Below are 14916 nucleotides of genomic sequence, written 5' to 3' on the forward strand. Positions count from 1 at the left end.
ATCCCCTCAGAATGTCGGCCATGGAATCCCTGATCGAACAGCTATCCGACTGCGTCTCCTCCGCCAAGACGCTGGAAGACCTCGCCCGCCCGATGCTCGAGATGCTCGAGGCGGCCACAGGGCTGGAGTCGGCCTACCTCGTGAGCGTCGACCCGGACAAGGGCCGCCAGCACATCCTCTTCGCCCACAACGCCGGCGAACTGCTGACCATTCCCGAGGGAGCCTTCGTGCCCTGGGCCAACACGCTCTGCCGGCACGCCCTCGAAGAAGACCGCACCTACACCGACGACGCCGGCGGCTGCTGGGGCGACGCCGATGCCGCCCACGCACTCGGCATCCAGACCTGCGTGAGTGCCCCGGTAAAAACCGACAGCGGCGAGCTCTTCGGCGCCCTGTGCGCCGCCAGCGCCCAGCAAATGCCCTTGCCGCCCCAGGCGGAGCCGGTGCTGCGGCTGTTCGCGCGACTGATCGGACAGCAGGTGGAGCGCGAACTGCTGGTCGAGAAGCTCAGGAAGGCCCATGCCGAACTCGCCACGCATGCAGCCATCGACGCACTCACCGGCCTGCCCAACCGCCGCGTGCTCGTCGACGCGCTGCAGCGCATGCTGGCGCAAGGCGCGCGCAGTGGCCAGAGCGTGCTGGTCGGTTTCGTCGACCTGGACGACTTCAAGAAAATCAACGATGCGCACGGCCACGCCATCGGCGACGAATTCCTCGCGGCCATGGCAAAGCAGCTCGCGAACTCCGTGCGCGCAAGCGACATGCTGGCGCGCTTCGGCTCCGACGAGTTCGTGGTGATCGGGCTGGGGCCCGCGCTGGGCGAGTCGCCGCGCACCGGGGCGCGGGCGCTGGCCGACCGCCTGGCAGAAAACACCATCGGCGAGCTGCGGCTGAAGCGCATGACGATCGACTACGCAGGCGCCAGCGTCGGCGTGGTGGCGGTCGACCCGCGAACCACCTCGGCCGAGGAAGCCCTGCGGCAGGCGGATGCCGCCATGTACGCCGTCAAGCACAGCCGCCGCGCGGCCCTCAGCCAGGGCGTTGCAGTCAACGACACCGAAGTGCCGTCCGCCTGAGTGGCGCCGGAAATGCAGCTTCCGTTAACAAAATCGAGCATCTCACGGTAGTCCGTCCCCGAATTCAGACAGCTCGCGCCCCAGTAGAAGCCAACAAGTTCACATTTGTTGTCAATAGTTAATCGATGCCAGAGAATGCGTCGACATGGACATAGGCGCGACGTACTACGAGAGGAAATCATGCAGTGCGCAATGGCTGGAATTCAACCGGGGCATGGCCGCCGAGTTGAGTGCCGGATTGCCACCTGAGGATTTGCGGCAGCTCTTCTACCGCATCGGCCAGCGTCTCGCGCAAGCCCTGCCGGTTCCGCCATGCCAGACGCTCAGCGACCTGCAGGACCAGTTCAATGCGCGCTGGGACGGCATCGACTGGGGCTTCACCGTCCTGAGCGAAGACGCTAACGGCGTCGCCATCACGCACGCGTGCAGTCCGATCGCCATGGCCTTCGGCCCCGAAACCTCCGACTGGAGCGTCGGCTTCTTCGAGGGCGCGTACCAGGCCTGGTTCGATTCGCAGCGCATGCCCCCGTCGCTGCGCGTCCGGGCGCTGCAGCCAGCCACCGCACAGGCCGCAGGGCCCCGTGTCGATCTGCGTTTGTCGAGAGCGGTTGCATGAGCGCCGACGACTCCACACCCGAAGACATCGCAGGCCTGTTCCGGAAGTTCGGCGGCGATGCGAACGGCTACAAGGAATTCGCACCGCCCGAGGACGAGACCGAAGCGCCCCGCGTGTGGCCGCTGCTGTCGGGCCAGAAGATCGTGCACCCGCCGGCAGCCGCTGCGCCGGCTCCCGCGCCGATGCCGGCTACCGCGCCGCCCCCTCGCAGCGAACCTGTGCTGCACACCCCGCCTCCCGCACTGGTGCCCGTCGCGCCCCCCATCGCTCCACCGGTGACGCCGGCCGTCGACAGCACTGGCGCTGCGCTCACGCCGCTCGAGCAGCTGTTCGCGCGCCTGGCCGGGTCGCAGCCGCCCGCTGCTGCGTCAGGGCCCATGTCGCGCTGGCGAAGGCCGACGTGACGATGGTTGTCATCCCCGTCATTTCCTCCAAGGGCGGTGTAGGCAAGACCACGATCGCCGCCAACCTCTGCAGCGCACTCGCCCAGCGCGGCCGGCAAGTGCTGGCGATCGACCTCGATCCGCAGAATGCCCTGCGCTTCCACATCGCCAACGAGCCGCAGGCCGGCGACAGCGGACTGGTCGAGGCCGCCACAGGCCTGATGCCGTGGGCGCGCGCCATCCGGCAGGCCCATGCCGGAGTCATGCTGCTGCCTTTCGGGGACGTCGACGACGAGCGCCAGATCGCCTTCGAGCAGCAGTTGGCCCGCAATCCCGGCTGGCTGGCCGAGACGCTCGCGCGCTTCGGCCTGCCGGGCGACACGCTGGTGCTGCTCGACACCCCGCCCGGCCCCTCGGTGTACCTGCAGCAGGCGCTGCGCGCGGCCCACTTCGGCATCGTCACGATGCTGGCGGACGCCGGCTCCTTCGCCACCCTGCCGATCATCGAGCGCATGCTCGACAAGTACGGCCGGCCGCGCGCCGACTACCTCGGCACCGGCTACGTGGTGAACCAGGTCGACCCGGGCAAGCGGCTCAACAGCGACGTCTTCGAGATGCTGCGCCAGCGGTTGCGCCCTGAACTGCTGGGCGTGCTTCACCTGGACCAGGCAGTGCCCGAGGCACTGGCCTCGGCCTCGCCGGTGCACCGCTATGCGCCGATGAGCCAGGCCACCCAGGACATCGCCTCCTGCGCCGAGCGGCTGCTCGAGCGCATCGACACCGGCCGGCAGGCCGCGTCTTTCCCATCCCTGCGGACCCTGGAGCCGAACCGATGAAAAGCGCCCGGTCTGTCCCTCTGCAGCAGCCCGCGCCACGGCCGGCGCCCGCCATCCTGCGCCTGCTGCCCGTGCGCATCCTCGGCTGGATCGTCGCCCTGACGATGCTGCCCGCGCTGATCATCGCGCCCATGACCCTGGAGCAGCAGATCGTGCTGTCGGTGGGCATCTTCCTGGCGGCGCTCGTTACCAACCGGTTTCGCGGCCGCTTTGCCAGCCTGGTGCTGATCTTCCTGTCAGTCGTCGTGTCCTCGCGCTACACCTACTGGCGCGTGACCGAGACCATGTTCATGGACAACCCGGTCGACCTGGTGCTGGGCGTGGGCCTGCTGGTGGCCGAGCTGTACGCCTTCGTGGTTCTGCTGCTGGGCTACGTGCAGACCGCCTGGCCGCTGGAGCGCAAGCCAGTGCCGCTGCCGGAAGACCCGGCCGAGTGGCCGACCATCGACCTGCTCATCCCGACCTACAACGAGGCGCTGTCGGTGGTGCGTTCCACGGTGCTGGCCGCGCAGCTGATCGACTGGCCGCGCGACAAGATCAAGATCTTCGTGCTCGACGACGGCCGGCGCGAGGAGTTCCGCGTGTTCTGCGAGCAGGTCGGCGTGACCCACGTCACGCGCGACAACAACCGCCACGCCAAGGCCGGCAACATCAATGCCGCATTGAAGAACACCACCGGCGAGTTCGTCGCGATCTTCGACTGCGACCACATCCCCACGCGCTCGTTCCTGCAGATCGCCATGGGCTGGTTCGGGCGCGACCCGAAGCTGGGCATGGTCCAGCTGCCCCACTATTTCTTCTCGGCCGACCCGTTCGAGCGCAACCTCGACACCTTCGGCAAGGTGCCCAACGAGGGCGAGCTGTTCTACGGCCTGATCCAGGACGGCAACGATCTCTGGAACGCCACATTCTTCTGCGGCTCCTGCGCGGTGCTGCGCCGGAACATCGTCGAGGAAGTCGGCGGCATCGCGGTGGAGACCGTGACGGAAGACGCCCACACGGCGCTGAAGATGCACCGCCTGGGCTACAGCACGGCCTACCTGGCGCTGCCGCAGGCGGCCGGCCTGGCCACCGAAAGCCTCTCGGGCCACGTGGGCCAGCGCATTCGCTGGGCGCGCGGCATGGCGCAGATCTTCCGCATCGACAACCCGCTGTTCGGGCGCGGCCTGCACTGGGCGCAGCGCCTTTGCTACGTGAATGCGATGCTGCACTTCCTGTACGGCCTGCCGCGGCTCATCTACCTGACGGCGCCGCTGGCGTACCTGTACTTCGGCGCGAGCGTGATCCACGCCTCGGCGTCGATGATCTTCGCCTTCGCGCTGCCTCACATCCTGCACGCCAACCTGACCAACAGCCGCATCCAGGGGCGCTTTCGCTACCTGCTGTGGAACGAGGTGTACGAGGCGGTGCTGGCCTGGTACATCTTCCGCCCGACGCTGGTGGCACTCATCAACCCCAAGCTCGGCAGCTTCAACGTGACGGCCAAGGGCGGCCTGATCCAGGAAGAGTATTTCGACAGCACCATCGCCAAGGCCAGCCTGGTGCTGCTGGCGCTGAACTTCGTGGGCGTGTGCCTGGGCGCGTGGCGCCTGAGTTGGGTCGACCCGCAGAACATCGCCACCGTCTGGCTCAACCTGGCCTGGACCATCTACAACATGATGATCCTGGGCGCCTGCGTGGCGGCGGCCAACGAGTCGCGCCAGCTGCGCGGCGCGCACCGCGTGGAGCTCGTGCTGCCGGCCACGCTGTACTTCGCCGACGGCCGCTCGCTGCGCTGCAATACCTTCGACTTCTCCAGCGGCGGCCTGGGCGTGGACCTGCCGCAGGACATGAAGCTCGATGCGGAAACCCCGGTCGTGGTTGCGCTGTACCGCGACGACCAGGAGTCGCGCTTTGCCTCCACGGTGCGCTTCAGCAGCGGCAAGCGCCTGGGCCTGCGCTTCGCGCCGATGAGCTTCGCGCAGGAACGCGCACTCGTGCAGTGCACGACTGCGCGCGCCGACATCTGGGCCGCCCGCTGGGGCAACCATCCGCGCGTGCCGATCCACCGCGTGCTCGGCCACCTCATCAGCATCAGCGGCACCGGCTTTCGCGACATGTTCAGCCACTACTACCGTGCAGCCACCTCGCGGCTGCGTCCTGCCAAAGCGAAGGAATCCACGTGACGTTCACCCTGCGCGCGCATCGCCGCGACGCGTCCCTTGCCCGCGCAGCCTCGCCCTCGTTCGCCGCCAGCGCCGTCCTGCTTGCGATCGCCTTCGCTGCCGCCGGCGGCGCCGTGGCGCAGCCGGCGACCAGTGCCCCGGCAACCGCATCGGCGGCAGCCAGTGCAACCGTGCGCGAACTGAACCTCACGCAATTGGGCATCGACTACGCCGTGCAGCTGCGCGGTGTCAGCGGCACCGTCGGCATTCCGTTCAACGTGCGCGCCGACGAGCTGGTCACGGCCGCCTCGTTCAAGCTGAACTACGCGTATTCACCCTCGCTGATTCCCGAGCTGTCGCACCTCAAGGTCACGGTCAACGACGTGCTGGTGGCCACGCTGGCGGTAACCCGCGCCGAAGCAGGCCGGCCGCAGACGGCCGACATTCCGATCGACCGCCGCCTGATCACCGAGTTCAACCGCATCAACGTCGAGCTCGTCGGCCACTACACGCGCGAGTGCGAAGACCCGGCCCACACCAGCCTGTGGGCGCGCATCGACGCCTCCAGTTCGCTGAAGCTGACGGTGGCGCCGCTGAAGCTCGCGAATGACCTGGCCGCGCTGCCCCAGCCATTTTTCGACCGCCGCGACGTGCGGCGCGCACGCATTCCCTTCGTCTTCGGCGCCGCCGCCACGGGCCCTGTGCTCGAAGCGGCCGGTGTCTTGTCGTCGTGGTTCGGCGCGCTGACCGACTACCGCGGCGCGACCTTCCCCGTGTCCAGCGGCGAACTGCCCACCGGCCACGCGGTGGTGTTCGTCACGCCGGAGTCGGCCATTGCAGGCCTCGCGCTGCCCGCCATCCAGGGCCCGGGGCTGGCGGTGGTCGACAACCCGCGCGACGCCACCGGCAAGCTGCTGCTGGTGATGGGTCGCACCCCGGACGAACTGCGCACCGCCGCCGCGGCGCTGGCGCTGAACAGCAAGGCCTTCGCGGGCGCGACAGCGGCGGTCACCGCCTTCCAGGAACCGCCGGCGCGCAAGCCCTACGACGCGCCGCGCTGGATTCCGAGCGACCGCGCGCTGCAGCTGGGCGAACTGGCGACGGCCGCCAACCTGTCGGTGACTGGCTACAACCCCGACGTGGTCCGCATCAACCTGCAGCTGCCGCCCGACCTCTTCACCTGGCGCAGCCGCGGCATTCCGCTCGACCTGCAATACCGCTACACGCCGCGCGTGCGGCCCGACCAGTCGACGCTGAACGTCAACGTCAACGACAACTTCGTGGGCGGATCGCCGCTGCGCTCGGCCAACCCGGCCGGCGACAGCTGGTGGAACCCGCTGGCCGTGAAGCTGATGCCCGACGGTACGCTGGCCGAGCACCGGGAAGTGATCCTGCCGCCGCTGGCCATGGGCCCGCGCAGCCAGTTGCGCCTGCACTACTACTTCGAGCCCGTGGGCGGGCGCTGCGTGCCGCAGCTGGACAACGTGCGCGGCTCGATCGACCCGACCTCCAGCATCGACGTGTCGGGCTTCCCGCACTTCATTGCCATGCCCGAGCTGGCGGCCTACGCCAACGGCGGCTTCCCGTTCTCGCGCATGGCCGACCTGTCCGAGACGGCCGTCATTCTCCCGGACCAACCCAACGACACCGACACCGAGACCTACCTCGGCCTGCTCGGCCAGATCGGCCGCTCCACCGGCTACCCCGCGCTGCGCGTGAAGGTGGGCCGCTCGGCGGAGGCCGCTCAGTGGGCCGACAAGGACCTGCTCGTCATCGGCAACCTGCAGAGCCAGCCGCTGTTCACGCAATGGGCCGACAAGATGCCGCTCAAGCGCAACGGCGCCGCGCCCGAGCTCAAGCTCGACAGCTGGATCGACAACGCCGTCAACTTCGTGATCGGCGCCCGCACGCGCCAGGACCTGCCCGGCTCGATGCAGATCGCGGTGAGCAGCGACGGCCGTGACGCCGTGCTGGCCGGCTTCGAATCGCCGCTGCGCAGCGGCCGCAGCGTGATTGCCGCCATCACCGGCCCCGACTCGAAGGAGGCGCTGCTCAACGCGCTGATGACGCCCGACCTGCTCAAGAGCGTGCAAGGCAGCATGACGATCGTGCGCGACACGCAGGTCAACAGCGTGCTTGGCGGCGACACCTACTACGTTGGCCGCCTGCCTCCGATCGCCTGGGTGCAGTGGCACCTGTCGCGCAGCCCGCTGATGCTGGCCGGGCTGGTGCTCGTGCTTGCGCTGCTGGGGGCGGCCGTGTCGTACGCCGGCCTGCAGTTGCGGGCACGCCGCCGGCTGTCGGTCGGCGAAGTGAAGAAGGCGAAGTAACGAGCCCATGCAACGTTCGCCCATCACGCCTTCCCACGACCGCCTTTCGGGCAGGCGCGCCCTTCTGCGTGCGGCCGGCCTCGCGCTGGCGCTGCCGAAGCTCGTGACAGCGGCACCGGCGACCGCACCGGCCCAAGCGCCCGCGGCTTCCGCATCCGCCGCCGCTGCCCCTGCCGACACGTGCCACCCCGCGACCGACTGGGCCGCCTTCGCCGCGCGCCACATCCAGCCCGACGGCCGGGTGATCGACTTCAACACGCCGCAGCAGCAATCGACTTCCGAAGGCCAGTCCTACGGCATGTTCTTCGCGCTGGTGCACAACGACCGCGCCACTTTCGCGCGCGTGCTGGCATGGACCGAAGCCAACCTCGCGGGTGGCAGCCTGGCCAAACAACTGCCGGCCTGGCAATGGGGCCGCAAGCCCGAGGGCGGCTGGGGCGTGCTCGACCCCAATGCCGCGTCGGACGCCGACCTCTGGATCGCCTATGCGCTGATGGAAGCCGGCCGGCTGTGGAACGACGCCAACTACCGCGCACTCGGCCGCAGCCTGCTGGCGCTGGCGGTGCGCGACGAAGTCATCGCCGTGCCCGGGCTCGGCCGCATGCTGCTGCCGTGGCCCAAGTCGGCGGCCGGCGGGCCGCTATGGCGGCTCAACCCGAGCTACATGCCGCTGCAGCTGCTGCGCTACTTCCAGCAGGCCGACCCGACCGGTCCGTGGAGCGAGGTCACCGAGAACACGCTGCGCATGTTCGGCGCCGTCACGCCGAAGGGCTTCGCGCCCGACTGGTGTGCCTGGTCGCAGGATTCGCGCGGCTTCGTGGCCGATCCGCAGAAGGGCGCTGCCGGCAGCTATGACGCGATCCGCGTCTATCTCTGGGCGGGCATGCTGTCCGACAAGGACCCGGCGCGCAAGATGCTGCTGCTGAGCCTGCGTGGCCCGGGCCAATTGCTGGCCGACCACCAGCCGGTGCCCGAGTACGTCGACACCACGAGCGGCGCTGTGCGCGGCATGGCGCCGCTCGGTTTTTCGGGTGCGATGCTGCCTTACCTCAAGGCGCTGGGCGCCACCGACGCGCTGGCCGCCCAGGTCGCCCGCGTGCCGGGTGGCCGCGCCGCACCGCCCGTGGCGCCCTTGCCTTATTACGAACAGTGCCTGTTGCTTTTCGGCCAGGCCTGGCTCGACGGCCGGTACGAATTCGGTCGCAATGGCCAGCTGCAAACCTCATGGAGGACGCTATGCCGTTCCAATCGACCGGCTTGAAGCCGAAGCGTCTCGCACCGATGGCCTGCCTGGGCATGCTCGCCGTGCTGTGCACCGCCAACCCCGCGCATGCACAGGCCGACGCCAGCGCGGCGCTGACCGAACAGGGCAACTACTGGCAGGCCCAGGGCCGCGCCGACCTTGCCGAGGAAAGCTGGAAGAAGCTGCTGAGCGTTCAGCCGCAATCGACCGATGCGATGTACGGCATGGCGCAGGTCGAGCTCTCGCGCGGCAATTCCGAAGCGGCGCGCAGCTGGATCGCGCGGCTGCGCACCGCAAACCCGAACGACGCCCGCATTGCCCGCCTGCAACAGCAGTCGCAGCAACCGGCCGGCCAGCAAAGCACGCTGCAGCGCGCCCGCGCCGCAGCGCGTGCCGGCCGCTCCGCCGAGGCGGTGGAGCTGTACCGCAGCCAGTTCGACAACCGCCCGCCGCCCGAAGCGCTGGCGCTTGAGTACTACCAGGTGCTGGCCAGCACGCCGCAAGGCGCCGACGAGGGCCGCAAGGGCCTGGAGCAGCTGGTGAAGGACCACCCGGAGAACGCCGGCTACCGTCTTGCATTGGCCCAGCAGAAAACCTACAGCGAAGCCACGCGCCGTGCAGGCATCCGCGAACTGGCCGAGCTGACGAAGCAGCCCGCCGTGGCCGGCGCCGCGCGCGCGGCCTGGCGCCAGGCACTGATCTGGCTGGACGCGCGCCAGCCCGACGTTCCTCTCTACCAGGACTATCTGGGCAACAACCAGACCGACGCTGCCGTGGCCGCACGGCTTGAAACGCTCACCACCGCCAAGACGGCGGCGGCCAATTCACCCGACGTGCCCGTGGGCGAAGGCTTCAAGGCACTGGACCGCGGTGACGCGAACACCGCCGAGCAGCGCTTCCAGCAGGCGCTGCGCGCCAAGGCGGACGACACCGAGGCGCTGGGCGGCCTGGGCCTCGTGCGGCTGCGCCAGGAGCGCTTTGCCGAGGCACAGGAGCTGCTGGAGCGAGCAGCGCGCGGCGGCGGCGGCAAATGGAGTTCGGCACTGCAAAGCGCCACCTACTGGGCGCTGGTCGGACAGGCCCGCGCCGCGCAAGCCAGGAACGACACGCGCGGTGCGCAGGCTCTCTACGAGCGCGCCGTGCGCATCGACCCGCGCGAGCCCGTGGGCCAGAACGCGCTGGCCGACCTGCGCGCCGCCGCCGGCGACTACGCCCAGGCCGAGCAGGGCTACAAGCGCGTGCTCGAGAGCAGGCCGCAGAACACGCAGGCGCTGCGCGGCCTGATCTCGCTGTACGGCCAGACGGGCCGCCCCGACGAGGCGCTGGCCCTGTCCCGCCGCCTCACGCCCGAACAGGCCACCCAACTCGGCGGCCTGCGCGACATCCAGGTCGAGCAGGCGCGCAACCGCGCCCGCCAGCAGGCCGAGGCCGGCGATGCCACCGGCGCGCAGCGCACGCTCGAAGATGCGATGCTCGCCGCGCCCGACAGCCCGTGGGTGCGGCTGGACCTGGCCAACATCTATCGCAGGCAAGGCCTGGTGTCCGAGGCGCGCGGCGTGATGGAAGGGCTGCTGATGTCGCAACCCGACATGCCCGACGCGCTGTACGCCAGCGCCCTGCTCGCCTCCGAGACCGGCGATGCGGCGGCGGGCATCCAGTACCTCGAACGCATTCCTGCCGGCTCGCGCACACGCGACATGGCCGCGCTGCAACGCCGCCTGTGGGCGCAGTCGCAGGCTGCGCGCGCGCTGGCACTGGCCCGCCAGGGCCAGGTCGACGCGGCGCGCGGCGTGCTCGCGCAGACCGAGGCGGCGCTCAGCGCCGACATGCCGGCCGAACTGTGGGGCCAGCTCGCGGGCGCCTACGCCGAGATCGGCGATGCGCCGCGCGCCCTTTCCATGAGCCGCCAGCTGCTGGCACGCACGCCGAGCCCGAGCATCGGCGACCGGCTGCTGTATGCGTCGGTGCTGCTCAAGACCAGGCAGGACATCGAGCTGTCGGCCACGCTGCGTCAACTGGCGAGCGCCAACATGACGGCCGCCCAGCGCAACGACTTCGACAACCTGCGCGTGGCCTTCGCGCTGCGCCAGACCGACGCCCTGCGCGAAGCCGGCAACCTCGAGGCTGCCTACAACGCCATGGCGCCGGTGCTCGCCGAGCGGCCGAACGACCCGCAGGCGATGGCCGCACTGGCACGCCTGTATTCGGCGGCGCGAGACGAAGGCCAGGCGCTGGCGCTGTACCAGCGCATCCTGCAACGCAACCCGACCGACCTCGACACCCTGCTCGCCGCCGCCGCCAGCGCCAGCGCGCGGCGCGAACACAGCGAGGCCGAGAACTACGTGATGGCCGCGCTGAAGCAGGCGCCCGACCAGTCGCGCGTGCTCGCGGCAGCCGGCCGCGTCTACCGCAACGCGGGTGACAGCCGCAAGGCCGAGCAGTACCTTCGTGCCGCGGTGGACGCCGAACGGCAGGTCGCCTCTGGCGGTTTCGCGCCGGGCGGCGTGCCCGTGCAGCAGATGCCCGCTGCCAATCCGTTCGCCGGCATGACCGGCGGCGCGCCGGGCGCAGCCGTGCCCGCGGGCTATCCACCCGCCAACGGCAACCCGTTCGCGCAGGCGCGCATGCAGCCGGTGGGTTATCCGGCGGCACCGGTCGCCGGGGCTTATCCGGCGGCAGGGTATCCCGCTTACCCCGCGGCAGGCGCGCAGGCCTACCCGCCAGGTGCCCTGCCCTGGAATTCGACGGCGCCCGCCGCATCGGATGCCAAGGGCCGCCAGTCGACGGCCAAGGCGTCGACGCGCAACGCGCGCAACAACCCGAACAACAACGTGCCGCAAGCCTCGGCCTACGCTGCACCATCGATGCAGCCCTTACCGCAGTATCCGGTGCCAGGCATGCAGCAGGTTGCGCCGGTCTACATTCCGCAGGCGCAGCCTCAACCCGGTCAACCTGGCGGCTATCCGGTCTATCCGCAGGCCAACGCCGCCTATGCGCAGGCCAACACACCGCGCACCGAGCCGAGCTGGAATGCACCGCTGCGCACCGCGCCTGCCAACACGCTGACCTCGGAGCTGCAGGAACTGGAGGCGCAGCGCGCGGTGAGCCTCACGGCAGGCACGGTCTACCGCAACCGCGCGGGCGAGGCCGGCCTGAGCCGGCTCTCCGATTTCCAGTTGCCGGTGCAGGCGCGCTTCCCGGTCGGCGAAGGCAAGATCGTCGTGGGCGTGACGCCCACGGTGCTCGACGCCGGCACGCCCGCCAGCGACTACGCAACGGGCAGCCGCTTCGGCGGCGGCCCCGCGGCGGCCCTCAAAGCACTGACCACCGGCGCATCGCCTGGCCAGCAGAACGCGTCCGGCGTCGGCCTGAACGTGGGCTACGAAGGCAAGAACCTCGATGCCGGCATCGGCACCACGCCGCTGGGCTTTCCCACCACCAACTTGGTCGGCAACGTCACGTTCAAGGGAAGCTTCGGCGACTCCTGGAACTACAAGGCCGACATCTCCCGCCGCGCTGTGACCGACAGCGTGCTGTCGTTCGCGGGCGCGAAGGACGAGCGCACCAACGAGCGCTGGGGCGGCGTGGTCGCCACCGGCGTGCGCGGCGACATCGGCTACGACGACGGCACCTACGGCGTGTACAGCTACCTGGCGGCGCACGGCATCACCGGCAAGAACGTGGCCAGCAACTCGCGCGTGGAAACCGGCGGCGGCGCGTACCTGCACCTGATCAACAGCCCCGGCTCCAAGCTCACTCTGGGCATGAACATCGGGCTGATGGGCTACGAGAAGAACCTCAGCTACTACACATTCGGCCAGGGCGGCTACTTCAGCCCGCAGAGCTTCGTGAGCGTGGCCTTCCCTGTCGACTGGACCGGCCGCAGCGACCGGCTCTCGTGGCGCGTGAACGCGTCGCTCGGGGTGCAGTCGTTCACCCAGAAGACATCGCCTTACTTCCCTACGGATCCGTCGCGCAACAGCGCGGCGTCTAGCGCGGCCGCACAGGCGCTGGCGCTGGGCCTGAGCAGCGCGGCATACAACAACATGTATGCCAGCAGCTCCAAGACCGGCCTTGCCTACAACCTGGCTGCGGTGCTCGAGTACCAGCTGGCGCCGAAGATGTTCCTGGGCGGCGCGCTGGGCTTCAACAACGCACAGAACTACCGGCAGTTCACGAGCAGCATCTATCTGCGCTATGTGTTCGGCGGCTCGAGCAGCATCGGAGCGCCTGGGTATGACGGCGGAAGCGGCACCACGCTGAAACCCATGACCTCGCCCTATACGCCGTTGCTCTGATTCCGGCAGGGTCCGTGAGCTAGGCGACGTCGGGCAACGCCGCCACGCCGGGCCGTTCGTCCTTGCCCCACAGCGGGGCGCTCTCATACTGCGCCACCCATTGCACGATGTCCTTGGCCGCCATCGGCATCGCGATGCCGTAGCCCTGGCCCAGCGTGCAGCCCAGCGCAAGCAGCGCTTCGCCCTGCTTCACCGTTTCCACCCCCTCGGCCACGGCCGTGAGGCCGAGCGCGTGGAGCAGCGCGACGATGCCCTGCACGATGGCGCGGTCCTGGTCGTTGTCGAGCATGCCGCGCACGAAGGACTGGTCGATCTTCACGGTCGACACCGGCAACTGCCGCAGGTAGGTGAGCGACGAGTACCCGGTGCCGAAGTCGTCGATGGTGACGCCCACGCCCAGCATCTTGCAGGCCTCGACGAACAACGCGACGTTCGCAAACTGGCTGATCGCCGTGGTCTCGAGGATTTCGAGCTCGAGCATGCCCACGCCCATCTTCGGAAACTGCGCCAGGTGCCGCGCGAGCCGTTCGACGAAGTCCCAGCGCATCATGTGGCGCGGTGCCACGTTCACGCTCACCGAAATCTGCAGGCCCGCCAGGCGCCACTGGTGCGCCTGCCACAGGGCCGTGGCAATGGCCCAGTCGCCCACCTGCTCGACCAGCTGGTCGTCTTCGATCAGCGGCACGAACTGCGCCGGCGGCAGCAGGCCGCGCTCGGGGTGCTGCCAGCGGATCAGCGCCTCGACACCGGCCACCACGCCGCGCCGCATGTCGACCTTGGGCTGGTAGACCAGGAAGAACTCGCCCTGCAGCAGGCCTTCCTGGATGCGCTGGCGCTCGCGCACCACCTGTTCATCGGCGCGCGCCTGGGGCGCGTCGAAGTAATGCACCTTGCCGTCGGCCGCGCGCTTGGCGAAGAAGGCCGCGTGCTGCGCCTGGCGCAGGGCTGTCTCTGGTGGCGGGCCGTTGCTGTCGAGCATCATGGCGCCGATGCTCGCGCCGATGCTGGCTGTCTGGTCGCGCCAGCTCCAGGGCTCGCCGAGCGAGGCCTGGATGCGCTCGAGCACCTGGGTGCACTGCGAGGTTCCGATACCGGCGAACAGGGCCGCGAACTCGTCGCCGCCCACACGGGCCATCACGCTCTCGCGCGGCAGCTGGGCCTTGATGCGGCGAGCCACCTCTTCAAGGGCCGCATTGCCGGCGACCATGCCGAGGTGATCGTTCAGCTCGGCAAAGCGGTCGACGTCGATGTAGCAGACGGCAGCCAGGCGTTTGCCGGCGCGGGCCCAGTCGGCCATCAACGGGCGCAGCACTTCATCCGGCGGAAGACGTGCCGACCCGTCGTAGTACGACGGCAAGGAGACTGTGGGTTGCTGGTTCGACAAAAGACTGGGGCTCCGAAAGTCGCGGGCTATTGTTCTCCCAATCCGGGCCGTTCCACACCTTGCAGTGAGATTTTGTTACAGACGAGGTGTACGAACAACACTCGTGCATACAGTATGGCTAGCCGCAATAGGCGCCCACCACGCGTCCGGTGGGCTCGACCTGCACGTTGAGCCGCGTCATGTCTTGCGCCGGGTCGGCGGCTTCGGTGGCCAGCACGGTGCGTGCCACGCGGGCGCCGGAGCGCTGGCGCATTTCTTCCAGCAGTTGCTGGCTGATGCGCAACCCCAGGCCGAAACGCACGGCCGTGGCCTGACAGGTTTCCGGCGGTGTGACGAAGCTCGGGGGTTCAGGCACTTCCGATGTCAGGGGCCGGTCGGCCGGGGGCGTCTGGCAGCCAGCCAGCAAAAGGCCCAGGGCCACAGCCGGCAAGCCGGCCCGGAGTCGACCGTTCGTGATGCGCATCTGTCTTGCTCCTTCTTCTTCAATCTGGGCGGAAGCTTATTCGACTCCGGGGCCACTCCCGTGGCAGGGATTAAGTCAATGGTCCGCAAAGCGGCAACCAATTCACGCGACGGCTGTCTGGCGTCGCATTCGGGGCCATTCAG

Annotated in this window: 10 protein-coding genes; 8 read left to right on the forward strand and 2 right to left on the reverse strand. The window is 69.2% G+C overall.

Annotated elements, in window-relative coordinates:
• The first annotated feature begins 20 nt into the window (after positions 1-20).
• The 8 genes from ACSFCA_RS00725 to ACSFCA_RS00760 all read left to right on the forward strand — a co-directional run bounded on the left by ACSFCA_RS00725 (position 21) and on the right by ACSFCA_RS00760 (position 12926).
• The gene (locus tag ACSFCA_RS00725) at positions 21-1076 is read left to right on the forward strand and encodes a sensor domain-containing diguanylate cyclase (RefSeq protein WP_258354573.1); all 1056 of its coding nucleotides are present in this window, start codon (positions 21-23) and stop codon (positions 1074-1076) included.
• Between the two features lie 145 nt (positions 1077-1221).
• A complete protein-coding gene (bcsD, locus tag ACSFCA_RS00730; RefSeq protein WP_435476045.1) occupies positions 1222-1692 on the forward strand; it encodes a cellulose biosynthesis protein BcsD in 471 nt (156 codons plus the stop codon).
• The gene (gene bcsR / locus ACSFCA_RS00735; protein WP_435458297.1) at positions 1689-2096 is read left to right on the forward strand and encodes a BcsR/BcsP family cellulose biosynthesis protein; all 408 of its coding nucleotides are present in this window, start codon (positions 1689-1691) and stop codon (positions 2094-2096) included. Before bcsD ends, bcsR begins: the two co-directional genes overlap by 4 nt.
• Before the next feature lie 2 nt (positions 2097-2098).
• Positions 2099-2911: a cellulose biosynthesis protein BcsQ gene (gene bcsQ, locus ACSFCA_RS00740; RefSeq protein WP_176928837.1), complete on the forward strand. Its 813-nt coding sequence runs from the start codon at positions 2099-2101 to the stop codon at positions 2909-2911.
• A complete protein-coding gene (gene bcsA, locus ACSFCA_RS00745; RefSeq protein WP_258354570.1) occupies positions 2908-5076 on the forward strand; it encodes a UDP-forming cellulose synthase catalytic subunit in 2169 nt (722 codons plus the stop codon). The genes bcsQ and bcsA overlap by 4 nt, the downstream gene beginning before the upstream one ends.
• Complete coding sequence (gene bcsB / locus ACSFCA_RS00750; RefSeq protein ID WP_435458298.1) at positions 5073-7385, forward strand: cellulose biosynthesis cyclic di-GMP-binding regulatory protein BcsB; 2313 nt, start codon at positions 5073-5075, stop codon at positions 7383-7385. Before bcsA ends, bcsB begins: the two co-directional genes overlap by 4 nt.
• Before the next feature lie 7 nt (positions 7386-7392).
• Entirely contained in the window at positions 7393-8646 is a 1254-nt protein-coding gene (gene bcsZ / locus ACSFCA_RS00755) for a cellulose synthase complex periplasmic endoglucanase BcsZ (protein WP_435458299.1), read from the forward strand.
• Entirely contained in the window at positions 8622-12926 is a 4305-nt protein-coding gene (locus tag ACSFCA_RS00760; RefSeq protein ID WP_435458300.1) for a cellulose biosynthesis protein BcsC, read from the forward strand. Before bcsZ ends, ACSFCA_RS00760 begins: the two co-directional genes overlap by 25 nt.
• Positions 12927-12945: 19 nt before the next feature.
• Here ACSFCA_RS00760 and ACSFCA_RS00765 read toward each other — a convergent pair whose 3' ends face one another.
• Together ACSFCA_RS00765 and ACSFCA_RS00770 are read right to left on the reverse strand one after the other, a co-directional pair.
• On the reverse strand, positions 12946-14310 hold the full coding sequence (locus ACSFCA_RS00765) for a putative bifunctional diguanylate cyclase/phosphodiesterase (protein WP_258354566.1): 1365 nt from the start codon (positions 14308-14310) through the stop codon (positions 12946-12948).
• Between the two features lie 118 nt (positions 14311-14428).
• Entirely contained in the window at positions 14429-14773 is a 345-nt protein-coding gene (locus ACSFCA_RS00770; protein WP_093173357.1) for a hypothetical protein, read from the reverse strand.
• Between the last annotated feature and the right edge of the window lie 143 nt (positions 14774-14916).

This window comes from Variovorax multivorans (assembly GCF_051216835.1).
GTDB lineage: Bacteria > Pseudomonadota > Gammaproteobacteria > Burkholderiales > Burkholderiaceae_C > Variovorax.